This is a genomic window from Flammeovirga kamogawensis, from assembly GCF_018736065.1.
Classification (GTDB): Bacteria; Bacteroidota; Bacteroidia; order Cytophagales; family Flammeovirgaceae; genus Flammeovirga; species Flammeovirga kamogawensis.
In genome coordinates, this window is record NZ_CP076129.1 from 693810 (window position 1) to 718858 (window position 25049).

18 protein-coding genes are annotated in these 25049 nt (G+C 32.1%); 2 read left to right on the plus strand and 16 right to left on the minus strand.

Annotated elements, in window-relative coordinates; translation table 11 throughout:
* Both KM029_RS21455 and KM029_RS21460 read right to left on the minus strand, forming a co-directional pair.
* Positions 1–1710 (minus strand): SusD/RagB family nutrient-binding outer membrane lipoprotein, encoded by a 1710-nt coding sequence (locus tag KM029_RS21455; protein ID WP_144075859.1) that lies wholly within the window; start codon positions 1708–1710, stop codon positions 1–3.
* A gap of 12 nt (positions 1711–1722) precedes the next feature.
* Complete coding sequence (locus KM029_RS21460) at positions 1723–4962, minus strand: SusC/RagA family TonB-linked outer membrane protein (protein ID WP_144075860.1); 3240 nt, start codon at positions 4960–4962, stop codon at positions 1723–1725.
* Positions 4963–5295: 333 nt separating this feature from the next.
* Between KM029_RS21460 and KM029_RS21465 the strand changes: the two genes are divergently transcribed.
* Complete coding sequence (locus KM029_RS21465; RefSeq protein WP_144075861.1) at positions 5296–8685, plus strand: glycoside hydrolase family 71/99-like protein; 3390 nt, start codon at positions 5296–5298, stop codon at positions 8683–8685.
* Between the two features lie 88 nt (positions 8686–8773).
* Complete coding sequence (locus KM029_RS21470; protein WP_158631169.1) at positions 8774–11002, plus strand: T9SS type A sorting domain-containing protein; 2229 nt, start codon at positions 8774–8776, stop codon at positions 11000–11002.
* A 273-nt stretch (positions 11003–11275) separates the two neighbouring features.
* Here the strand turns inward: KM029_RS21470 and KM029_RS21475 are convergent, their stop codons facing one another.
* The 14 genes from KM029_RS21475 to KM029_RS21540 form a co-directional block, all read right to left on the minus strand.
* The gene (locus KM029_RS21475) at positions 11276–11548 is read right to left on the minus strand and encodes a hypothetical protein (RefSeq protein WP_144075863.1); all 273 of its coding nucleotides are present in this window, start codon (positions 11546–11548) and stop codon (positions 11276–11278) included.
* 100 nt (positions 11549–11648) lie between these two features.
* The gene (locus KM029_RS21480; protein WP_144075864.1) at positions 11649–11993 is read right to left on the minus strand and encodes a hypothetical protein; all 345 of its coding nucleotides are present in this window, start codon (positions 11991–11993) and stop codon (positions 11649–11651) included.
* A 260-nt stretch (positions 11994–12253) separates the two neighbouring features.
* Entirely contained in the window at positions 12254–13885 is a 1632-nt protein-coding gene (locus tag KM029_RS21485; RefSeq protein WP_144075865.1) for a sulfatase family protein, read from the minus strand.
* A 246-nt stretch (positions 13886–14131) separates the two neighbouring features.
* Positions 14132–17899 (minus strand): sulfatase-like hydrolase/transferase, encoded by a 3768-nt coding sequence (locus KM029_RS21490; RefSeq protein WP_158631170.1) that lies wholly within the window; start codon positions 17897–17899, stop codon positions 14132–14134.
* 253 nt (positions 17900–18152) lie between these two features.
* A complete protein-coding gene (locus KM029_RS21495; RefSeq protein WP_144075867.1) occupies positions 18153–18503 on the minus strand; it encodes a hypothetical protein in 351 nt (116 codons plus the stop codon).
* Between the two features lie 5 nt (positions 18504–18508).
* Positions 18509–18700, minus strand: coding sequence for a hypothetical protein (locus KM029_RS21500; RefSeq protein WP_144075868.1), 192 nt, complete (start codon positions 18698–18700; stop codon positions 18509–18511).
* Positions 18701–18722: 22 nt separating this feature from the next.
* Positions 18723–18866, minus strand: coding sequence for a hypothetical protein (locus KM029_RS21505; RefSeq protein ID WP_158631171.1), 144 nt, complete (start codon positions 18864–18866; stop codon positions 18723–18725).
* 39 nt (positions 18867–18905) lie between these two features.
* Positions 18906–19799: a hypothetical protein gene (locus tag KM029_RS21510; protein WP_144075869.1), complete on the minus strand. Its 894-nt coding sequence runs from the start codon at positions 19797–19799 to the stop codon at positions 18906–18908.
* Positions 19800–20104: 305 nt separating this feature from the next.
* A complete protein-coding gene (locus tag KM029_RS21515; RefSeq protein ID WP_144075870.1) occupies positions 20105–20761 on the minus strand; it encodes a hypothetical protein in 657 nt (218 codons plus the stop codon).
* A gap of 75 nt (positions 20762–20836) precedes the next feature.
* The gene (locus KM029_RS21520) at positions 20837–21265 is read right to left on the minus strand and encodes an RHS repeat domain-containing protein (protein WP_144075871.1); all 429 of its coding nucleotides are present in this window, start codon (positions 21263–21265) and stop codon (positions 20837–20839) included.
* Between the two features lie 70 nt (positions 21266–21335).
* Positions 21336–22082 (minus strand): hypothetical protein, encoded by a 747-nt coding sequence (locus KM029_RS21525; protein WP_144075872.1) that lies wholly within the window; start codon positions 22080–22082, stop codon positions 21336–21338.
* A gap of 33 nt (positions 22083–22115) precedes the next feature.
* Positions 22116–22859 carry a hypothetical protein gene (locus KM029_RS21530; protein WP_144075873.1) on the minus strand — a complete coding sequence of 248 codons (744 nt, stop codon included), beginning with the start codon at positions 22857–22859 and terminating at the stop codon, positions 22116–22118.
* The gene (locus KM029_RS21535) at positions 22859–24109 is read right to left on the minus strand and encodes a hypothetical protein (protein ID WP_144075874.1); all 1251 of its coding nucleotides are present in this window, start codon (positions 24107–24109) and stop codon (positions 22859–22861) included. Before KM029_RS21535 ends, KM029_RS21530 begins: the two co-directional genes overlap by 1 nt.
* On the minus strand, positions 24102–25022 hold the full coding sequence (locus KM029_RS21540) for a hypothetical protein (protein ID WP_144075875.1): 921 nt from the start codon (positions 25020–25022) through the stop codon (positions 24102–24104). Before KM029_RS21540 ends, KM029_RS21535 begins: the two co-directional genes overlap by 8 nt.
* Positions 25023–25049: the final 27 nt, after the last annotated feature.

A 25049-nucleotide genomic window follows, 5' to 3' on the forward strand; every position in this document is an offset into this window, starting at 1 on the left:
TTAAAGTTCTTCTAAAATTTTATAGTCCACTCCTTGAGCATCTAACTCTTCAACAGTACTTCCGTACCAGTGGCTTAAAAGGTCATTATTCATATCAGGTTGCATTGCTCCCCAATCTTTCCATTCTCGGTTTTTAGAAAAAATTAATGGAACATCTAGGTAGTCAACTCCTCCTAATAAACTTACGCCCTCATTATACCCTACTCCATTCAAACTCATTTCAGACGAAGGATACACCATTCTTTCAGGAACATTTGTACCTAATCCACCTCTATTTAAAGCGTTAAAATGAGGAGGGATATCGAAATAATCAGTTCTTCTAATTAAACACCATCCATCAAACGGTTGGAAATAACCATCAATCCATCTTTGTGTAATTACTTGTTGTATTGGGCCTCTACTAATTTTTGACGAAACTATACCTCTAAAATCTCTCACTCCTGCAGAAGAAGAACCCCATCTTACCCCATCATTAGATAAATATTCGGTCACCTTATCTGCCATACCTTTTTTATGGAACGAGGCATAAATACCTTCTTCATATAAAGATTTAGGTGTTCTGCTTCCTCCCCAATTTAACAATCCTGCTTCTGCTCTAATAAAGCAAGTTTCTGCGTACCCTATAAAAGTAACCTCTAAATCTGCTGCTAAATATTCCTCACCAACATTAGAAAAACTTTCTCTTCCAAGACCCGCATAAGGATTGTCTTGATCGTCCATTAACCAATTATCATGAAATTGAAGTGTTTTTGGTGCTCCCAAATAAGGGGCAACATATTGTGCTATCACTTTAGACCCATCAGCACGAGATAAGGTATCTAAAATATAATAATCAAGTTCCGGTTTTTGGGCATATTTAGATATTCTTGGGTCTTTCAAATCCCTCATAAAAGTAAGGAAATAATGACCTGTTTTAAAGGATACTATATTCCTTACAAAAACGTATCTTTTATAAAACCAGCTCCAGTTTTCTTCTGCTGTTCCCCAAGATGCCGTTACAGCTTCCTCTTCACTACTAATAAAATCTTGCTCTCTCTGTAAAGCCAATTTTCCAAACTCTCTACATTCTGAAGAAGAATTTTGATAACGTAAAGCTAATTTTAGAATCAAAGTATTGGCAAATTTTTTCCACTTTGAGATGTCCCCTTGAAAAATGGGCTCATTCATTGTATCCTTTGTAATGTCTAGTGTATCATACACCTCATTCACTTGGGTAAGAAGATCAATAATAATTTCTTCTTCGCTATCATATCCCATTGATAAAGCTCCAGTTAAACTCTCTGTATAAGGCACTGGTCCCCATGTACCTACAACTACAGACATTACATACGCTTTCCAAATTTTGAAAATTCCTACTCTGTTTACGTAATCTTCTTTGCCTTCAAATTGCACAATCACATCTTCCACATTTTGTAAGATATCTACATAATTGTATTTCCACCAATTTGTAATATTTGGATGCGAATAAAAATAAGCTGCAAAAGTACCTCCACCCATAGATTGATGATGCGCGTATTGAATGTACATTTGGTTAGCCATATCTCCCTTAATGTAATCTAGACTTCTCTTTACTACACCAGGAAATACTATTTCAGGTTCAATCGTTTGATACTCGTGTCTATTGGTATTGATTTCTTCAAACTGATCAGTACATGAGTTAAAAGATAACAAGAAGATCAATACACCTAAACTATATATATATGTTTTCATTGTTTACTCTAATTAAAAGTTTATTCTAAAATCAACACCAAGTGTACTTGTTGGCGGTAATGATCCGATTTCAATACCTTGGCCATTACCAGAGTAAGATGCTGCCTCAGGGTCAATACCTCTAGGTGTATTTTGATAAATAATCCATAAGTTTCTACCTACAGCAGCAATACGCATTCTCTTGATTTTAAATTTCCTCAATAATTTCTGTGGTATGTTATACCCAATAGAAACTTCTCTTAGTTTTACATATGATGCATCGTACGTATTGTATTCATTTGCATTCGACGTTCCTAATTGATAGAATAATTGAGGACTCATATAAGCATCGTTCTTCTTTACTGCTTCCCATTCTCCTGTTTCAGGATTTCTTTCAGCAACCCAAGCATCTAACATAATACCTTTGCTTCTGTCAAGGTCTCCGTAAGCTCTTCCATCTTCACCAATACCTGCTCTTTCTGAGTTATTTTCACCCAAAATCACGTTACTGTACCAATAGTCATCTCTACCTTCTAATGATGATTTTGTGTTCCCCCAAGTTTCTGCTCTAGAATACGTTTCACTAAATATCTGTCCTCCAATCTTCGCATCAATTAAAACGCTTAAATCAAAATTCTTATACTTAAATGAATTACTTATTGCTCCTAACCAATCTGGCTGTGCATTACCAAGAATTTGTTCTTGATCTTGAATCGGAACTCCATTAGATGTTACTAATTTTCTTCCTTCATCATCAGTTAACCATTTCGAACCTCTAATTACCCCAAATGGTTGTCCTACTTCTGCATTTACAGAAATATTACTCACACCTCTGTATCTAATTTGGGTAATATCAACCCCAGATTGCTCATCTTTATATAAAGAATTTACTATTGATGTGTTCTTTGACCAGTTGACATTCATATCCCAACTAAAAGCCTTACTATCAATTATTTTAGTTCCTAAAACCAACTCAATACCAGAGTTTTGTACCTCACCTGCATTAATCATCTTATAGTCATAACCAGAACCCTTTGGCATGTTAATTCTAATAATCTGATTTGAAGTTACATTGTCATAATATGTTGCATCTAAGGATACTCTATTTCCAAAAAACTTTAATTCAGTACCTAATTCCCAAGATGTTGTACTTTCTGGTTTTAGGTCTGTATTTCTTTTCAATGTTTGGTTTGTTACCCAAGCATAACCATTGTAATTACCACCATAATTATATGTATTATTGATTTGGTTGAAATCTGTATCATTTCCTACTTGAGCAAGTGATCCTCTAAGTTTACCAAAAGAAAGGATACTACTTGACATTTGTAATGCATTTGTGAAGATAAAAGAAGTACCTACACTCGGATAGAAATAAGAATTATTACCTTCAGGTAAAGTAGAACTCCAGTCATTACGAGCTGATATATCTACATAAAGAATATCATTATAACCAATAGATGTAGTGGCAAAAACGGAGTTAATTCGTTTTTTCTCTTCTGTTTGGTATACTTCAGGATAAGATGCTGCATTAGCACTACTACCAAAATCTGGAGCTACTAAAGAATTAAATTCTGTTCTAGAAAAATTCATTACTCTATCAAACCTACTTGCTCCAACGTTTACTTGAATATCAAACTTACCTTTTCTCTTAGTATAGTTTAAAAACGCTTCATAATTCCAAACAGCAATATCTCTATTAAAGGTACTGTAATAACCGTCCGGATCATTTACAGATCCTTTATTATTAAATAATTCACCTTTTCTAAACTGTACATCACCACCTATTCTAGTTTTGAACGAAAGCCCATCAACAATTTTAGCATTTAACGTAATTGTAGGTAAAATTCTATCCATTTGGTCATTATTTGAATTCTCATAAATAGCCCAATAAGGGTTAGAGAATGTATTTCTTTGACCAAATTCATTTCCGTTAGCATCTTTCCATGGTTTTAAATCTTCTAAGTTGGCATTTCTATGCATAAAGGTAAATACATAATAAGGGTTATGAACACTACCATTTTTTTGCATTCTATTGTCTGTTTTTTCCCCTACATACGTCATTTTAGTATCTACATCTAAAAAATCTGTAATCTTAGAAGTGGCTCTTATATTAAAAGTATTTCTTACCTGTAAATTCTGAGTATCAACTATATCATCAGCATTTAAATGCGTATATGAAATATAAACTGAGCTATTCTTTCCACTTTTTTGTAAAGAGATAGAATTCGTCATAGTACTTCCTCTTTGGAAGAAATCTTTTATATTATTTTCATTTACATCATATGTAGTAGGCTGCCCATTGTAACCGATAACATCCTGCCCTAACATTGGTGAACCCCAACTTCTATTGTATTGGTTTAAAAGAGGTAAACCTGTTTCAGGATCTCTATATCGTTCAGAAGCAGCTAAACGAAAAGCATTACCTGCTCCATATTTATTTTGATAATCAGGATATTGTGCTACTTCACGGATTTGATAATTAAAGCCATAAGACACTCCCCACCCTTTATTCTTTTTACTACTTTTCTTTGTTGTAATCATGATTACACCATTTGTAGCTCTAGAACCATATAATGCAGCAGCATTTGCTCCTTTTAATACTTGTATATCTGCGATATCTTCTGGGTTAACAAAACTTGCACCTCCACCATAGTCAATATTATTATCAGATCCACCAACAGAAACACCAGAATCACCAGAACCGCTTTCAATCGGCACACCATCGATTACATATAAAGGTTGATTATCTTTTGCTAAAGAAGATACACCTCTTATTACTACTCTACTAGATCCCGTTGGAGAGTCTGATGCAGTAACTTGAACACCAGCTACTTTACCAGATAAGTTTGTTACAAAATCAGATTGTTTACCTTGAAGTAACTCCTCTGTATCTACCTGCTGCGTTGCATAACTTAAACTTTCTTTATCTCTATCAATTCCTAAAGCTGTTACAACAATTTCTTTTAAATGTTTGGTATCTTCTTTAAGAGTTACACGAACCGATGTTTGATACCCAACTTTCACTTCCTTTGGTTGCATACCAATAAATGAAAATACAAGAATGTCTTCTACACTAGCTTGTAAACTAAAATTACCTTCTATATCAGTTACCGCACCTTTGGCAGTACCTTTAATAAGAACATTCACACCAGGTAAAGGAATGTCAGTTGCTTCGTCAAACACTACACCATTAACAATATGTATTTCATTTTGGGCTTGTGTTAATGAATAAATACTGAGTAATAATAGTAGAGTTGTAATTATTCTTTTCATACTAAATAGATTGTCTTTAAATAATTAACATTTCATCACTTCTAAAAAATTTCAATCTGTTAAATTGAATAGTTCAAATGTAGTTTTGTGTGTTAATTGAATCATAGTAACCAATTAACACAGTATTAATAGACTATTTAAGCTTAAAAAATTGTTGGTATATACCAGTAGTAAAGTTTAAAAATGATTGTTTTTAGCTGTTTTTCAAAAAAAAAGATACTTTCTCTATTAATATTTATATTATTGACCCTATTAATGTGTGGTTAATACTTTTTTATAGCCAAAAAATATCTTTATGAAGTATTATAGTTGATAACACTAATTCAATCTGAAATGAATTTATTATTACCAAAACTAAATAACTATACAAATAAGGTATTGTTATTTGTCTTACTTTTAACTTCGACATTAACTTTTGCACAAGAAAAAAGTTCAATGATTGAGGTAATACTTCATGAATACAAGGAAGCTACAAACTTGGCTCCTATTAAAGACAATCATGAAGTCGCTTCAATTAAAGGAAAAGGAGCATGGAAATTAAATAAGAAAGAGGGGAGCACTCTTTCATATCTTTACCTTGATTTGAATGATAAACTTTTCAAAGTTAAAGGTCAGACCTTAACCATTACTTTAGAATATCTTTCAAAAGGGCCTGGCTATATTCAATTTAAATATGATAGTTATGATCAGAAAGTAAAGGTGAAAAATGCTGAAAGTGGAGCTTGGAAACTAGGAAAACAAGTCAACTTTACAAAACAAAATAAGTGGTTGACAACAACTTTTACAGTTGAGGATGCTCGTTTTAATAAAAATTGCGACAAACATTCAATTGCTATTATTGCTGGTTCTGAAGAAGATGTTTATGTACGCTCTTTAAAGTTTTCAAGAGATCCTAGTTCTGCACCAAAAGTAATAGCGTCTATTTCTGCAACATTAGGAAATAAAGCTACTTTTAATAAAGTAATTGCTATTAAAGGAAATGGTGAAACTGTTACTGCACCGATTACCATAGATGGCAAAGAGGCATGGGACATAAAATCAAAAAAGAATAACCAATTAAAAATGGTTTATTTTGATGTGAATGCTAAAAACTTTATTGCAGGTGGAGAAAAACTGTATGCTTACTTAGAATACCTTGATCGTGGTAATGGTAATGCTGTCATATTTTATGATAGTAAAGACCAAAATGTTAATAAAAATCCAAAAGCAAAACCTGGTGCTTGGAAAAAAGCTCATGGTTTTAAGCTAACTAACTCTGGGAAATGGAAAAAAGCTTATTTTGAATTGGCTGACGCACGTTTTGAAAAGAATTGTAACGGACACGATATAAGAATCAATTTTAACTCTGACAATAAAGCCATTATAAGTCGTTTGAAATTTGCAAAAAATAAAGACGAGTTAAATAAAGAGGCTACTGCTGCTGGAGTAAATCAACCTCAAGGTATTTCTGCAACTCTTGGTGAAACACCTGTTTTTGATAATATTCAGGCAATTAGAGGTGGAAACGAAACACAGACTAAGCCGATAACTATTAATGGAAAAAGTGCTTGGGATATACTATCAAAGGCTAATAACAACGTTAAGATGATCTACTTTGATGTGAAATCGAAAGAATACATCAATGGAGACGAAACTATTTATGCTTACTTAGAATATTTAGATCAAGGCAATGGTACTATAGCACTTCTTTATGATAGTAAAGATGAAAGTGTAAAAAGAAACCCAAAAGCAAAACCGGGATCTTGGAAAAAAGCTCATGCATTTAAATTAACCAATACTGGAAAATGGAAAAAAGCCTACTTTGAATTTCCTGACGCTCGCTTCCAAAAAAATTGTAACGGCCATGATATAAGAATCAATATCAATTCTGATGATAAGGCTATTATTCATCGATTAAAATTTGCTAAAAGTAAAGAGGCATTAAATAGTGACGGTGCTAATGGTGCAAACTCAACAATTATTGCAGCTGCTTCTTTAGGTAAAAAACCAACGTTTACTGGTTTAATTGCTATTAGAGGAGGTAATGAAACGATCACTGAACCTATTAATATTGAGGAAGTTGAAGCTTGGAATGTGAAATCGAAAGCGAACAACAATGTGAAGATGCTCTATTTTGATGTGAAATCGAAAGAGATTGTTAAAGCAGGTAAAATATATGCTTACTTAGAATATTTAGATTTAGGAACTGGTAATGCAGCCCTTCTTTATGATAGTAAAGATGAAAGTGTAAAAAGAAACCCAAAAGCAAAGCCAGGATCATGGAAGAAAGCTCATGGATTTAAATTCACTAATACTGGGAAATGGAAGAAAACGTATTTCGAGATTGCTGATGCTCGCTTCCAAAAAAATTGTAATGGCCATGATATAAGAATCAATTTCAATTCTAATGATAAAGTAATTATCAAAGAGATGAAGTTCTCCAATTCTAAAGAAGGTTTAAATAAAAAAGTAGTAACAACTGCTGCTGCAAAAGTAAAAAAGCCTGCTGTAAAAATGAATACTAAACACAGCAAGACATTTAATTTCTCAACAGCAGACATGAAAGTATATACAGGGTATCAAGGGTGGTTTAATACTCCTGGTGATGGTTCTGGTTTACATTGGAAACATTATCAAAAAAATGCTAGAAAAGGAGATCCTTTATCTGTAGAAAATATTAGAGTAGATGCATGGCCAGACCTTACTGAGTTTCCTAAATCTGCAAAATACGATACACCATTTAAACACAAAGATGGTGCTACTGCACAACTTTTTTCTTCTGCAGATCCTATTACACAAGATATTCATTTCCGTTGGATGAAGGAATACAATATTGATGCTGCTTTTGTACAACGTTTTGTTACTTCTGCTGCGGCTCCTCATATTAACCCAAATCTTAATAAAGTGCTTGTAAACAGTCTTGAAGCAGCTAAAAAGCACAAAAGAGGTGTGGCAATTATGTATGATTTATCAGGAATGAAAGGTGATCAGGGAGTTGCTTCTTTTATTAAAGATTGGAAGGAATTGGTGGATAATATTAAACTAACGACAAAATATAAAGATGTTTATTTATCTACGAACGGAAAACCTTTAGTAGCTATTTGGGGTGTGGGTTTTGATCCTCAAAAGAAAAAGAGAAAGTATTATTTAGAAGACTGTGAAAGAATTATAGATTTTCTTCAAAATGACCCTGTTTATGGTGGATGTTCTGTGTTATTAGGTGTACCTACTCGTTGGAGAGATGGTGTGAAAGATGCAACAAGTGATCCATTATTCCATGAATTAGTAAAGAGATCGGACATTGTTTTACCATGGTATACAGGTAGAGTGAAAACAGGTAGATATAATGAAATTTACCCTATTGTAGAAGGTGATGTTACTTGGTGTAAAAATGAAAAACTTGGATTTATGCCTGTTTTATTCCCTGGGTTTAGTTGGCACAATATGAACCCTGACACTAAACTTAATCAAACACCTCGAGAAAAAGGGCAATTTTTCTGGAATCAAATGCATGGTGCTGCAAAAGCAGGTGCTGAGATGGTATATATTGGTATGTTCGATGAAATTGATGAAGCAACTTGTTTCTTTAAAATTACTAGCGACATTCCTGTTGGTTTAGAAATGATTGACAACGAAGGCTTACCTTCTGATCATTATTTATGGTTGGTAAAAGAAGGTAGAAAGATGTTGGGAAATCCATCAAAATTAAAGGCAAAAATGCCTGAAAGAAAATTATCCAATTAATTATTTGCATTCAGATTCACCCATGATCTTAATTGGTCGTGGGGTTTAAATGCTATCTCTACTTAAAAGTAAATTGCTAATAATTATCATGAGAATTAACACAACATTTTTATTTGTTTTATTTTTTATAATTACAAATTCAATAACTACGTTTGGACAAGAAACTTGGCAATCTGATCTTCTTAAAATAGACGAAGAAGGCAACCTTTCTTATTTCTCAGACCCTGCCTCTGGTATTCAGCTACCCGATTTTTCTGCGGCTGGTTATAAAAGTGGAAATGAAGAAATTCCTGATGTAGCTGTCAAAATAACAATAGACCCTATTGATGGTGATAACACTTTACATTTGCAAACTGCGATCAATACAGTAAGTAATATGACTGCAGATGAAAACGGAATAAAAGGAGCTGTTTTACTGAATCCTGGAGTGTATGAAATCCATGACATTGTCCGCTTAAAACATTCAGGTGTAATTTTAAGAGGTGCTGGACATGGTGATGATATTACGCAAAATACGCACCTTATTGGTGTGGGGAATAACCCTGCTGGTAGACCTGTTATTCATATTGGTGGTGGACAAAACACAACATTTTCTAACCAAGTACCCAATACCAAATCAAATATTTTAGACGATACTGTTAAGGTAGGGCAAAAATATTTTAGAGTAGAAGATGCTAGTAAATATAAAGTGGGCGATGAAATTATAATTCACCATCCTTGTACTGAAAAATGGATTGAAAGTGTAGATTTTGGCGGTACTGCAGGCGATGATCCTTGGAAGGAAGAGGAACAGCCTATTATCTACCACACTACCATTACTGCAATTAAATGTAATACCATTTATACCAATAGCCCTGTATTTAACAATCTCGTTAGAAGCTTATCACAATCGTATATTTATGTACATGACAATACTGGTTTTATTGAAAATGTTGGACTTGAAAATATACGTGTCGATATTGAATATGACACATCAAACTCTGAAGATAAAAACCATGCTAGTTCAGCTGTAAAGTGTACTCAATTACAAGATTCTTGGATTAAAAATTGTGAATTCTTACACTTCTATTATGCAGGTGTAGATATGTATTCATCGCGAAATATAACGGTAGAAGATTGTGAGGCCAATGAGCCTATTGGTCCTTCAAGTGGAGGGTATAAATATAATTTCTGTACAAATACCGCTACTCAAAACGTGTTATTTACAAATTGTATTGCAAGAAAAGGACGTCATAACTTTGTATCTAATGGAACAAGTTCAGTAGCAGGAATTGTATTCCATAAGTGTACATCTATTGATCCTCTTACTGCTTCTGAAGGGCATAGAAGGTGGACTACAGGAATGTTATTTGATAATCTTAGAGATTATGGTGAAAACCCTGGTCGTGTACTTGGACTTTTTAATAGAGGAAACTGGGGTACAGGTCATGGATGGTCTGCTGCCAATTCTGTTGCATGGAATTGTAATACCACAAGAGAAAATGGAGAACACGGACAAATTGTAATTCAAAAGCCTCCTACTGCTCAAAATTTTGCTATTGGATGTAAAGGAATCGTTGATAATTTAGGCCCGTTTAGTAATCCTGTAGGGTATATTGAAGGGACTAATAATGAAGCTGAACTGCTACCTTCTTCTCTCTATGAGGCCCAGTTGGAAAGCCGTTTAAATGTGATTGATAACAATATCTTAGTACATATAGACGAACAAATTGCTTGTAGACAATACACATGGATTAACGGTAAAACGTATATTGAAAGTACAAATGAACCCACGTATACGCTACAAGATATGCATGGTTGTGATTCTTTAGTACAACTAAACCTAACTATCAATAAAATTGACGTAAAGAATATTTCTGTAAATAATAACATACTTACTGCTAACAACCCCAATGCATCCTATATTTGGGTAGATTGTGATAATAATTATAGTGTTATTGAGGGAGAAACAAGTGAAACATTTGAGGCGACTGAAAATGGCAATTATGCAGTAATGCTTACAGAAGGGGAATGTACAGTTATCTCTGGTTGTGTGAGTATAACAACCATGACCACTGTTGGTATACTTGATAACCAACTAGGCATAAAAGTAAATGTATTCCCCAACCCTACTACGCAAACATTTAAAGTTGATTTAGGAGATGTATATGATCTAACTAAAGTAGAATTACGCAATGTAAATGGTCAACTACTTTTAGCTAAAGAATTTCATCATCAACAAGTGCTTGATTTATCCATTGATCAGCCAAAAGGAATATATATTCTTTCTATTATTGGAGCAGAAGGAAAAGCAACTATTAGAGTGATAAAAGAATAAATGTTAAAGGCTATCTCTTAAACAGTGAGATAGCCTTTTATCGTTTATTTCAAGATCATGTAATTACTCAACATCTATATGCTGAATCTCCTCTAAAAGTTGAATACCTAATTGAAAAAAATCTGAGCTTGTACCAATATTTGGAGTTTTAGCTAATATTTACTCACATATATTTTTTCAAAATGATAGTTCAATACTGTCTATTTTAAAATGATAGATTGAATCTGAGTTCTCAAATTTTAGAGTGCTTATTAATTCTTCAATAGAATCAGTTCATTGTTTAATACTATAATCATAAGCTAACTCTTTCGTATGATATATTGATACTTCTTGATGTCTTAATTCTCGAATAATCTCACGTGAGTAAAAGTCTATCTCTATATCCGATACATCTATATTAAAAGAGATATTTAATTCAATTAAATCTTCATGGCATTCATTTATTTTTATGTAACCATGTGGTTGTTCAGACACGCTATCAATGTCTACAATTATTAAAGCAATAAATAATTTTCTTCTTAATTCTTTGAGCTGTGAATTATTCAACTGTGTCACAAAATATGGCTTATCCTGATTCCAATAATGGTTTTTTCATTTATTTTTCCATCGAATGGAATCTCAATATTTATAGCAATCGAAAATTCATTCAAATTAATTGAAATGGGTCAACTTTATATGGATTACTTAAAAACAATAAAGTATCAACGGCTATAGGTAAGTACTTACCTTTATGTTTCATAATTTTTAAAGGAGTCTTCATTTTGATTAATAATGAATCCTCTGTTAGGTATAAAATTTGACCTATGTTATCATATCGAGTATCAAAGTTACTAAACTTTTCAAATAACATACTTGTAGATGTGTTTGCTATTTTAAATCCATTACTTGAGTCATGCTTTAATATCATACCTTGTAAATATCCAAACTCATCTAACTCTAATGGATCTATATATTTATACCAATTCTTCTTTTCTACTACAAGAAAATACACTAAGCAGTATTGATAAATAAAAAAGTATACCAATAATATTTTTTATCACATTTCAATTTAATAATATTTCTATTGCATGACAAAAAATAAAGCCTAATAATGGATAAAAGAAAAAAACATCAATTAAATAATAATTGATGCTTTTTCGGTCGTCCTTATTTTAATTGTCATTACTAGGCCACACACTGTCGGGTCTCATGATCTAGTAGCACCTAAACATATAGCACATTTAGGATTTTAAGTAGGTAATTCGAAGTAAACTACCCGTTATTGGCATATTTTGATTCAATATATTTTTTCAATAATCTTTGATCAATCTCAGAACTATCTTTATACTTTACACGTAAAGCTGCTAGATCTTTTTTCATTTTTTCTACTACAGCTTTATACACAGGATCATCGTAAACATTTTTCAATTCATTCGGATCGTTCTTTCTATCAAACAATTCCCATTCGTCTACATCATAGTAGTAATGAATTAATTTGTATTCTTTTGTGATAATGGCATAATGACGCTTCACCATATGAATAGAAGGATATTCATAATAATGGTAGTAAACAGCTTCTCTATCCCAAGCAGCATCATTACCCGTTAATAAAGGCATTAAACTTTCCCCTTGCATATCTGAAGGTGCTTCAATTCCAGCAGCTGCTAAAAACGTTTGTGCAAAATCTAAGTTTTGTACCATTTCTTCGTTAGTAATCCCTGCCTTAATTTTGTTTGGCCAACGGATAAGTAGCGGTGTTTTGAATGATTCATTATAAGCAAATCGTTTATCAAACCAACCGTGCTCCCCTAAATAGAATCCTTGATCAGAAGTATACACTACCAAAGTGTTATCAGCCAATTTATTCTCATCTAAATAATCCAGAACTCTACCTACATTTTCATCTACAGAAGCAATTGTACCTAAGTAATCTTGCATATATCTTTGGTATCTCCACTTCATTAAATCTTTCTCATTCATTGAAGCATATTGCTTACTGAATTCCTTGTTCATAGGCATATACACTTTATCCCAAGCTTCTCTTTGCTCTGGCGTCATTCTATCTCTTTCTTTATTGAAAGCATCATAATCCCAATGCGATCCCTCAGGAATCCCTAAAGCCTCCATTGTTGAAGGGTATAATTTTGAATCCCCTGCCCAGTTCATGTGCTTTAAGATATTCATTTCAGCAGTATGTGCAGCAGTTGCTCTACCTTCATAATTATCAAACAATGTTTCTGGCTCCTTAAAAGTCTTTTTCGTAAACTCTTTGTAATGTTTCTCTTTTGGCAACCATTCACGGTGTGGTGCTTTATGTAAGTACATCAACATAAAAGGCTTTTCCTTATCGCGTTCTTTGTCTAACCAATCTAATGTCATATCTGTAACAATATCTGTTACATAACCAGGATAGTCCTTTTTCCCTTCCTCCTTTGTGATAAAAGTAGGGTTGTAATAATGCCCTTGCCCAATTAGTATTTTAAACTGATCAAAGCCTTTTGGATTATTTCCAAAGTGAAGTTTACCAAACATGGCTGTTTGATATCCCGCCTGTTGGAATATCTGAGGAAACGTTACATTATCTTTATTAAATGGAAAATGATTATCTGTTTTACCATTAATATGAGAGTGTTTTCCTGTTAAGATGACAGCTCTTGATGGGGAACAAATTGAATTAGTAACACAAGCATTATTAAATATCATTCCCTCTTCTGCTAACCTATCAATATTTGGCGTTGAAGTGAGTGTATTATCATAAGCACTAATGGCTTGATATGCATGGTCATCAGACATTATAAATAGGATATTAGGTCGTTCTGATGTTTCCGTAACCTTTTTTTGTGGTTGTATTGCACAACTAAAAAATGAACCTATAAAAAGGAGAAGTAAATTTGAATATTTCATACTTTAAAAAATTGATAATCGTCTTTTATAATATAAGTCTGCCAATAAAGACATGCTATTAAAACAAACGTAAAAAATTAGGTTAATTAGTTTCTAACTATAGCTTAATATGGACTTAATACCCTAATTAATGCCATTTTCTATATAGAAATAATTAACCTTTAATGATTACAATCAACAAGACTTTTTCAAAAACGATTATTCATTATTAAGCCTTGTTACTATATATATAATCTGGCAATACCATTAGGAATGTATAAACTTTATAACAGCTTTGCCAACTCTTAAATAATACATGCCATGTGGTAATTTTGAAGGGATTGGCAATTGTATCTTTGCTGTATTTTTGATATTACTATGATACAATAACTGTCCTTGTAAATTATAAATAGCAATAGGTAATTCTTTGTAAGAGGCACTAAAATTATGATGAATATTAATTACATTTCCATTTGTTGGATTAGGAAATACGTTTAATTCAATAAGTGCATTTTCGGTACTATTCAAAATATCTTCTGGAAGAATTTCCATTACTACATTTTCCGTTTGATCTCCAAAAGAAGAATCATTTTGGAACATTTGCCATTGAAAATTAATCTCCTTCTCTGTTACTCCTTCCTTTACTTCAATAGCAAATTCAAAGTTTTTAGTTTGATTTGGAGGAACCACCTCTCCTTTTTCAAGAAAGACAATATTCTCTTTCCAATTTAAATCGCCAATATTTTGAAGATGAAAATCAGTAGCAGTCCATGTTGTTGTACCTGTATTTTTCATACTGATACTAACATTGTTTTTTTCTTTTAGACGAATACTCGATTGTAATTCTTGATCAATAAATTCGGCCTGATGAATAGGTTCTGCGTAAGAGATTGGAATATGTGATGATAAATCAATTTTTCCTTCTAGCATTTTTTGAGAAGCTCCTGCTAATCTTAAATACCAATCGTTCTCACAAGGGTAGCCATCCATGTCTAACGTAACTATACGTTCTTGTGCTTCTACAGGTAAATCTTCTTTTTTGACTACCATTTTGAACATGGCTGTTCCTTCGTCTACCTCATCAAACATGGCAACATATAGAAAACGATTGCCCGCTTCTAAAGCATTGTACACTTGTTTCCAGTAAAACTCCCCACCGTTACGTGGAATTTGATTGAGTCCTCCTTGCTTAATATTTAGCCACGAGAAGCCTGGCCAAACAACAGGCATATAATCTATATTTTGTGTATTACATTCTTCTAAATCGGGTTGAATATATTCTTGATTCCATTTATCCATGCTTGCATCGTTGTTGTAACGACCAACAGACCAAGGAGAAAGCATGTCTAACTGTCTGTAAATATCTGCCCATCCTTGTTCTGTTGCAGAAGAGCGTGATAGTGTTCTCCAACCATCTGGCACACCACCAACAATATAAGCCTGGTATTTCGGATCGGCATCTTTATGGAAATAATCTATTATTTTTTGGAAAGTCTCTACTTTTAGCCCCCTATCTTTAAAACCGACTCCCCACAATCCAATTACAGGTTTCCCATTTTGAAGTACATACTCTTGTTGTTCTAAAATCTTATGCTCGTCTACAATGTATTCCCAATCTGTAATCAATTTATTAAACAATTCCCCATCATCTGCTACTCCTGAAAGATCATACATGACTGCAAAATGACGATCGTGCGTTACTGCTGCTGTTTTTACATTGTCTAAAATATCATTTCTAACTTTAAACATTCTTTGGTCTGAAAGAGGATTTAAAAAACGTTGAAGGTAGACACCATAAATGCCATAGTTTTTCATCCATTCAAAATGCTTTTGGGTGGTACTTAGATCATGCGATGAAAAAACAGTGGCTGCTTCTCCATTACTCATTGTCATGTCAATAGGATACGTATCTGTATATTCAGACATATCTGGATAATAATCAAAACCTAAATCATCAGCCGTACTATTGTCTGATGAAGTAAACCAATGTTTCCATTTATCAAAACCTGAATTATCTCCTTTTGCCAAAAACCAACCCTGATAACCCATCATCATTTTATAGCTTAGTTGATTGTCTTCCTCAGAAACATTACCAACAGATAATGTCATTTTTGGAGATAGCACTTCACCCCAACTTGACGATTGATTTTTTAATTTCCATTGGAAATCATACAGCCCATTTTTTGAAGGTGCAGTAATTTCAAACGAAAATGTATGTGACTGTAAAGGAGCTATTGATTTGTCTAATGTTATACTTTTCGTACCTACCCACGCAGTATTCGTATTGTTTTCTAAAACAAATTTATCATTAATTTCCCATGTTTCATTCGATCTATTTTGAAAGGTAATGTATACCTCTTGCTTTGCATTGCTTGTTAATGTATGCGGAACCGTTTGAGAAATAAAAGAGGCCGAAGAAGAAGAAAGTAGTACTTTATTTTTAATGATACTCGTTCTTGCAGAACTTTTGTCTTCTAACCATTCTACCAAATACTTTTGCAAACGATCTACTTGTGCTTTATATGAAAAACGGTCAGGATTAGAACCTAAAAGGTTGATCATCTCATGTGGATCATCATTTAGGTTGTAAAGAGCATCTAATGTAGAATTTTTCTCATTATAACTCGTAATTAATTTCCACCCATCGTCTGTAATGACCATATAGTTGGGCTGATTATTTCCATTATAATCCCATTCAGTAACTGCATAGTCTCTTGTTTCATTCTTTTCTATTACACCTCTCAAAGAATTCCCATCTCTCTGCTCTGTGTCAATATCCAAGTAATCCATAATAGTTGGATATAGATCAATTAGAGAGACTGGACTTTCTACTTTAGTTGGTTTAATTTTACCAGGATGCCAAATAATTAAAGGAATATGTGCAGACTCTTCAAAGAATACATTTTTCTCTCTCATACCATGCCCCCCTAACATTTCTCCATGGTCACTCGTGAAAATAATCAAAGTATTTTCATCCATACCGTAGTCTTCTAAGTCTTCTAGAATACTCCCTAAATAATGATCAATTTCACTTATTAATCCAAAATAATTAGACATCATGTATTTTACCTTATTCGGATCCGAATACTCTGGCATGATGGTTCTTTTATTTGAATTTATATATGGAGAATTGGCCATGTTATCATGAATACTTTCTGGCATAGGCATATCTTCCAAAGGGTACATTTGATACCATTGTGCTGTAGGAAGCATTGGTGCATGAGGGAAGAAATATGAGATCGTAATATTAAAAGGCTTCTCTTGTTGTGAGGCTCTTTCTAATGCTGCTCTTACTTTCTGTGTCTGAAAATTGGTTAAGCTTAATTCTTGTGGAAGGTTTAGTTTTCCATGTTCATCTGGCTGCGTTCTATTTAATAGGTTACCGTTCGCATCTTCTCTCTTAAAATCTTCTCCTTTCTGATAACGGGAATCAATAGGATCTGGGGTATAAAAGTTTTTAAAGAAACTACTGAGCAAATCATCCTCGTCGATCTTAATGCCATTTTCATTGGCGTAACTTTTCAGCAGATTATTGTATTCCTTTTTATCTTGTAGCGTATAAATATTACTAGCGTTGGTATCATAACCAAATTCAGAATACCCCTCTGCCAAATGTATCGGAGAATGATACTTACCAATATACTCTCCATAATACCCCTTTTCTATTAATACTTGATCAAAAGATGGTTGCTCACAATAGTTCTCTTCATTGGGATCATTGTAAGCAAAATCGTTTTTTCTTACACCATTATTCTCCACCGTTTGTCCTGTAAGAATCACTGTTCTAGCAGGTGCACACACAGCACATGGCGTATAAGCATTAGTAAAATAAGCACCTTCGTCTGCAAGTTTATCCATTGTAGGAGTTTGTAAAAAATCAAACTCACCCGCTTTACCAATTGCATCAAACCTTTGTTGGTCTGTTATAATAAAAAGTAAATTGGTTTTATTTCCTTCTTCTTGTGCTTGTATGTAAGGTGTTAGTAATAAAAAGAAGGATAGGAAAGTAAGTATATGGCAGATTATTCTTGTCATTTTATTGTCAGTTGAAAAAAAATTGTCTTTTAGCATATTTGAAATAAAGCTTTCAAATGTGCTCTAAATTTAATTTTAACACATAACAAGAACTTAAAATTCTATTAATAGGGTATTAAGAGGGGTGGGATATAGCTTATTATTCATAGGATAGCTGCACATTAGAGGAAATAGATATGTATAATAAGTTTATGAGATTGAAGGATAAAGATCATTTTTTCATACAAGAGTATAGTAAATATCAGAAGAGAAATTATACCATTGATGAATAATTAAACTTCATGATGTTTACTAAAAAGCCAATAACTTTAGAAAAATTTATATCTACACATAAAATGCTTCCTTTATTATCTTTATTCAAAATAATGACAATTATTTCTTTAGAATTTAGCGGTTCTAAATTCGAAATTAATTCTTCTAAAGAGTGAATAATTTTGATATCTGAATCTTTTTCTTGTTTATATATTTTATATCGAGTTTTATAAACCCTCAAAAAGTAATCTTTATTTACAATATCTTGAGTATATATTGTAAAGTCATGAATTATATCTCTTTTAAATTTTGAGTTATTCAACAAGTGTTCTATGTCTTCTATTGTTTTCAATTTAGCTAAGTTATTAAACTACTTTTTTCTGATAAAATACCGTATTTTAAAAACATTATAGATAACGGTACATAACCTATAATATAGTCATATAGTAAATCTGGACGTTGAATACTTCCAGCAACAATTATAGTGAAGAATAAAATTGGAGTAGCTAATAGTAAAAATTCTGCTTTTCCATTTAATTCCTTATTCATCTTTAGTTTCTATTTATGAAAATTAGACTATTAACCAATCTTCGTATCTCACTTGTACTATTAACTTTTCTGATAGTTCTTCTATTTCAACTTCTGTTTCAGTACAGGAAAAGAGTGCTGAAGTGAGAAGAATGAAGTTGAAGAGTGTGTTTGCTTTTTTTGTCACAGTTGTTTGTTTTTAAACTAAAACTGCCTACTACATAATTTATTTAGAAGAGGTTAAAAGATGAGAATCTAAAATTATTTGAATAATAAGGTCACTATGACTTTCAATATATTTGCTCACATCTTCAAACCAATTAAAAACTTCATGCTTAATATTATTTTCGTTATTTCTTTCATGGAAAAACATTTTATATGACAAGTCATCTAAAATTGTTGACAACCTAATAACATGAAAATCAGCTAAGTTATTGTCATGTAAATAATCATTCTGACTCTTAAAGTCTAACTCTAAATTTTTATTAATGATCTCATAATTAAGTATAGGTATAGGAAATTTATTAGTGAAATTTTTCTTTAGCATATCAAAATCAACTGAAATTGAAAAAAGATATTTTTCATTAAGTTCTTTCGTAAATCGCTTTATTTTATATTTAGAATATTTCTTATTGTGAGTAAAACTACGAAAGTGATAATGGAAATTTTCCATATAATATTTCATTGCATTTTTTTCATCGATGGTCATCATTCCATTTGCATGATAAGACTTTTCCCTAAAAGTCTTTGGTAATCTTGTGAAGGGTAAATGAAAAGATTTGAGACTATATGCTGCAAGGTTTTCTTTAAACTCTACCTTATATTCTTCATAAGGAAAAGAGTCATAAAATTTATTCCATTCAGACCTTGAACATTTATTTACATTGAAGTTTCCACTATCTTCACTTGACCAATTAATAACATAAGAGTAAGAGTTTTTTATGTAAAAGTCTAAAAATTTATTGCGGTCTTTTTTTCTAACTAATAATAAAACTGTATAAGATTTAAAGTTACCTCCGTAATCAAAATTTAACATTTCTAATACTCTCTCTTTTATTATTGCTTTAACTGAATCAGAGTTGAAATATTCATAAAAATCTAAATTAAAGTTTTTCATCATTTATTATAAATTCATTATTGTAAAAATCAGCTTATAGGGAAGGTTCTATAATAACTGTGATGTCATCGTTTTAAGAGGCAGGCCCCCAATCTTCGTACCTCACTTGTACTGTTAACTTTTCTGATAATGCTTCTATTTCAACTTCTGTTTCAGTACAGGAAAAGAGTTCTGAGGTGAGAAGAATGAAGTTGAAGAGTGTGTTTGCTTTTTAGTAAAAAAAAGTTTGCATTTTCTAGGTGATAAGTTGGAATTTAAATAATTGAATAGCTCGGAATAATATCACCCCTAGAAAAATTATAGGTACTTTATTTAATTCCCTTTTCAATCCAAGAATAATCTGAATCAAATGTAATATTTTTTAAAGTATCATTTTCAAATATATATGAGGTGAATGCTTCACCTGTTTCATCTTCATATATATTGAACTGTATTACTTTATCAAAAGTTTGTGTTGGTTGAAAAACTAATTCTAATAAATCATTCTTTAACATTCCTATTTGAATAGTGTTACCATTAATCAAGGTATTATTATTTATCATTCCACACACTAAATCAGTACGCATTACATCTGGATGTCTATTATAATATTTTTTCACGAATGATGTTCCTAGATAAAACACATCAATTTGATGTACTTCATTATCAAAATTATACTTTTCAATTGACTTATAAAATTTATTGAAATCAATCTTATCAATTATGTTTAAAGTATTATATCCAACTATACTTAATAGACTATCTTCAATCGATGATAAGTAATAATCATATTCCTCATTTAATATAGAGTCAAGATTAATTCGTTTATCAAAAAATACTTGCTCATTTGTTTGTTCTTGTACTTCATCTACAATCACATTAATAGTATCTGAGATGATTGTAGAATCTATGTTTTTAATACTAGATTCACTATTTTTAGGTGAACAACCAATCATAATGAATAATATAAAAAAGAAATTTCTCATGTTTATTTTTTTATGTTAATCTAATTTTAATATTCCTGTATAAGTATCACCTTGAAATAAGGACATAAAATTATCTCATTCATTTACATCTATTATAATACATCCTTCAGATATACCATGATAAGGAAATTTCACTTTCAAAAAACTTATATCATCAAAAAAACCTAAGGTACTTTTAAACCAAACTTGTGAATAATATGTACAAGTAAAGTTGCTATTCCAATCCACTGCCATCCATCTACCGATCACAGGATCATAAGTCCTTGCCTCAAAGAAGTTCCAGCCTGTTTCCTCATCTTCTTCAGCAAAATCACCTTGGTAGCCGAAGCGGTAGTTGCCAAGTTCACCTGTAGATGAAGCCATTTTGTGGCCGTATGGGTAATAATCAGACCATTGATTGGTTTTTAATAGATCTCCATTCCAATAGGCTAAAGCACGAACATTGCCCAAATGATCTTTCAGATCATACACACTTTTACTTAATGTAATAGCAATAGGATCCACTTTAAAAGTACCTAATCTTGTTTTTCTTATTCAATTTCATAGTTGTTAAAATTTTAAGTGATTTTACTAACTAATACACGTTCATCTTACTATTCCCTTCTCTTGTTTCTTTCTTACTCAAATCAATATTGAAACCAATTCTCATTTGGAAAATGGAAGCATTAAAGGGTTTATCATATTCTTTATCATATGTATTACGGCCTCCTTCTTGGGCAAAAGGGTTTTTATTTATAGAAAATTCGGTAACAGGTACATCTACTCCTGCTAAAGGTTTAACAATAAAACCTATTTCAAAACTTTTATAGGTAATCCCTCCTTCTAAACAAAGTTCTAAACTACTGGCAGTTCCTGTTTTAATGGTACCATTCGCCACTATTTCTTCTAACCATTCATCTTCTACTGACCACTCATAACCTCCCAAATTATACATAAAATAACTGATCATTAGACCTAAGTAGGGCTTGATAGATTTACGACCAAAATGTTTTCTTAACTTTAAGTTTAAAGATCCGATAGAAGTTGATGTTTGATTTGAGTAGGTCATCTTTCCTGATCCTCTGTAGGTTTCGAGTGGTACAAAAGCATTTGACCAACTATTATTGTATTCTAAACCAAATGATAAGTTACGAATTGGCTCGTACATGAAATTCAGCCAAATATTTGGACCAAAGTTATTGTCATCAGTATTTTTTAGTACGGTATTAGAAACACCTGAACCTATACCAAAAGTTACTTTCTGTTTGTGTTCTTGTGCCTTTGTTAATGATGTAAAAGTAACTATAAGGATGATTAAAAAAGAGAAAAATTTGTTTTTCATATTTGCTTGTTTTTGAAGTTAAAAAATTATTCCTTATTGCAGATGTTCTGAACAGGCTTGTCCTAAGAATTTTATTTTAAACTTTGAATCACTTACCCATACGGAATCATAGCTATATTTTTGATAGCCAACACTTTTCTTATTATAAAGCATTAAGGAGTAGCTACCTTCTAATAAAAATCCCTGGGAATTTATTCTATTCTCCTCCTCTGGTGCGTGATATATTTCTGTAATTTTATCAATTCTGAAATAGGCTTCAGGATGATGGATTTTCAAACCGCTTCTATATACTATATCTTTTTGTTTATCATAATAAGATACTCTATAACTTGGTAAGTAGCCAACTGTATTATTACACAAAAATACTTCGTCATCCCATTGTAAATATTCTGTTTGACATAAAATGTGGTCTCCTGTGGTGAAAATTTCATCTAAAAAATCAGCAATACAATAAAACCGCTCTTGATCAATTTTCTGTGAACGTACATCTGATTCAAACCCTATTCCCATTCGCATGCTTTCAGTTTCAAATTTTCCATCTCTAAAAATATGTCCTTTATATTTTTGACTCCCTGCTGCTGAACTGTAAAACCCTTCCATATCCATTCTATAATTTGCTTTTTCAGTTTCAGATACATTGGGTGAAGTACTAAAAAAAAGATTTACAGAATCTGCAAAATTCATTTCCATAAATTCTACAGTTTCTACTACTATTTCTTCTTTTGCACAACTTGAAAAGAATAAAAGTAGACACGCAATAAAATTGTAATTCTTCATTATCTCTTAAATCTTAAAGTGTAAATGTAATTATGTAGATATCCACTGCGTTCTATTGAAAATTCAAAAATGGTATCTGTTACTTTCTGAATTAAAATTAAAGAACGTCCTCTTTTTATTGCCCAACCTCCATATTCAACATTATCAACTCTTTTCCATTCTTCATTTTTAGGAAAAATGCGTTCACTATTTTCACTTATAAAGTAACTATTAACCTGACCACAAAAGTATAATTGATTTTTTAGATGTGTTGGATCAATTGAAATATTCATTTCATCACTAGAACAAGGTTTCTCAGAATATTTTTTTAAAGTTGACATTTCTTCTCCTTCCCGTGGTTCTCTTGTATTCAATTTCTCTGTCATGAATTCAAAATGCCAAGCACCTGAAAGAGAAAAGTCAAAGTGATCTTTCCAAAATTTATCTTTTGCTTCATTCAAAGTTTTTGCCTCAAAGGTGAACTCACAATCTACACATCTGTCTTCTTCTGGAATTGTACTATTAGAAGGATAGAAAGTGGCTAATCTTAATGTCCCCTTATTCAATTCTACAACATTAAAGCCTATAGAATCTAAGAGAATTTGGGTGTAATCTTCATTAAAATTCCATCTTCCCATAACTGGCCAAAGCTTTTGTAAAGAAGTTCGCCCTGTGGTTTGCAAATTATGAGTGAGAAGTGTACCCTCTCCCATATACCCCGTAAACAATAGTTTTAAAGACGCTGAAGGAAGTGACGGAAATTGAGAATTGGTTATTGTGGCTGATTTCAATTGCCATTCTGATGTAATAAGAGGCTTACTTTTCTGTGTTTCTATTGAATAGAATTCTTCTGCCGAATATGAATACTTTTCAGATTCACAGCCATTGTCATTATACATATAATAACTTATATTTTCTGTATCATAAATAGTAATATTGGTATGTGTATGTACTTTACTTAATGACAATGTATCAACCCTATTATCCATCTCAATAACAAAATTACAAGGTAGATGTTTTTCGTCGATGATAAGATTGAATACCGCTTCAGCTCTAAATGTACCTTGATAAGCTGCGATAATACCGTTTTCACGAACAGGGTACATCATGTTTCTCGAATAGTCATATTCAAATGAAAAATTATTGAAATCATCACAACTGACAGGTTGATCTGAAACCTCTTTCTCTCCAAAGATTTCACAACTAGTGATGGACATTAAGAAAGGATAGAACAGAAAAAGAAGAAGGAGTTTGTTTGTTGTTTTATTCATTATTATTGGTCGTTACGGTATTACTCACACTATAATACCCCGCTGAGTTGTATACTCTTAAGTAATAAAAAATGGAATCCGCTACAGGGATATCCTCATCTAAATACATCATTGCTGACGGTCCTAATGTGGCTATTTTTTCTAACGAAAAATCATCATTTGTCTCTCTGTAAATTTCATAGCCAGATACTTCATCATCTTCATTATCCCAATACAGACTAACGGTGTTATCCTCATTCTTAGTAAGGTTTAAAACAACATTTTTAGTGGCCGATGTATTTAAGATTAAATTCTTTGTAGTAACTATATCTAGATTATTACTCACTTCTATTGCTAAAGTATGTATTTGATTTGCTGAAGGGTGAACAACTATTTTCTTTTGTGCGTCATCTAAAAATTCCTCACTGATAATGTCAATTTCTCCATCAACATCACTGATACATTTAAAATGTAATTCGTCTAATGCTGTAAGACTATCCCATACTGTTAGTAGTATAGCTATTTGTTCATCAGGTGAAAACCCTTCATAATCGTTGGGAGAATTGATCGTTACTTTGGGATCAATGAACTGTTCTTCCAACATGAATAGATTTATTTTAGAAAGACTATCTTCCGTAGAAACAATTGTCTTTCCACTTCCATACGTGCTATTGTAGGCATACAATGTATATGTCCCTTTCTCCGAAAATTCTACAAAAGCTTTTCCTGTTTCATTTAAGGAATAGGTTTCCATAGAAGGTTCCACAATAACTGTGATGTCATCGTTTTGGGAGGCAGGCCCCCAATCTTCGTACCTCACTTGTACTGTTAACTTTTCTGATAATGCTTCTATTTCAACTTCTGTTTCAGTACAGGAAAAGAGTACTGAGGTGAGAAGAATAAAGTTGAAGAGTGTGTTTGCTTTTTTTATCAAAGTTGTTTGGTTTTTAGTTATAAGTTG

What these genes read in the sequence shown, in the direction of transcription:
- KM029_RS21455 (WP_144075859.1), bottom strand. Translation starts at nt 1,710, where the DNA reads ATGAAAACATATATATATAGTTTAGGTGTATTGATCTTCTTGTTATCT.
- KM029_RS21460 (WP_144075860.1), bottom strand. Translation starts at nt 4,962, where the DNA reads ATGAAAAGAATAATTACAACTCTACTATTATTACTCAGTATTTATTCA.
- KM029_RS21465 (WP_144075861.1), top strand. Translation starts at nt 5,296, where the DNA reads ATGAATTTATTATTACCAAAACTAAATAACTATACAAATAAGGTATTG.
- KM029_RS21470 (WP_158631169.1), top strand. Translation starts at nt 8,774, where the DNA reads ATGAGAATTAACACAACATTTTTATTTGTTTTATTTTTTATAATTACA.
- KM029_RS21485 (WP_144075865.1), bottom strand. Translation starts at nt 13,885, where the DNA reads ATGAAATATTCAAATTTACTTCTCCTTTTTATAGGTTCATTTTTTAGT.
- KM029_RS21490 (WP_158631170.1), bottom strand. Translation starts at nt 17,899, where the DNA reads ATGACAAGAATAATCTGCCATATACTTACTTTCCTATCCTTCTTTTTA.
- KM029_RS21500 (WP_144075868.1), bottom strand. Translation starts at nt 18,700, where the DNA reads ATGAATAAGGAATTAAATGGAAAAGCAGAATTTTTACTATTAGCTACT.
- KM029_RS21510 (WP_144075869.1), bottom strand. Translation starts at nt 19,799, where the DNA reads ATGATGAAAAACTTTAATTTAGATTTTTATGAATATTTCAACTCTGAT.
- KM029_RS21515 (WP_144075870.1), bottom strand. Translation starts at nt 20,761, where the DNA reads ATGAGAAATTTCTTTTTTATATTATTCATTATGATTGGTTGTTCACCT.
- KM029_RS21525 (WP_144075872.1), bottom strand. Translation starts at nt 22,082, where the DNA reads ATGAAAAACAAATTTTTCTCTTTTTTAATCATCCTTATAGTTACTTTT.
- KM029_RS21530 (WP_144075873.1), bottom strand. Translation starts at nt 22,859, where the DNA reads ATGAAGAATTACAATTTTATTGCGTGTCTACTTTTATTCTTTTCAAGT.
- KM029_RS21535 (WP_144075874.1), bottom strand. Translation starts at nt 24,109, where the DNA reads ATGAATAAAACAACAAACAAACTCCTTCTTCTTTTTCTGTTCTATCCT.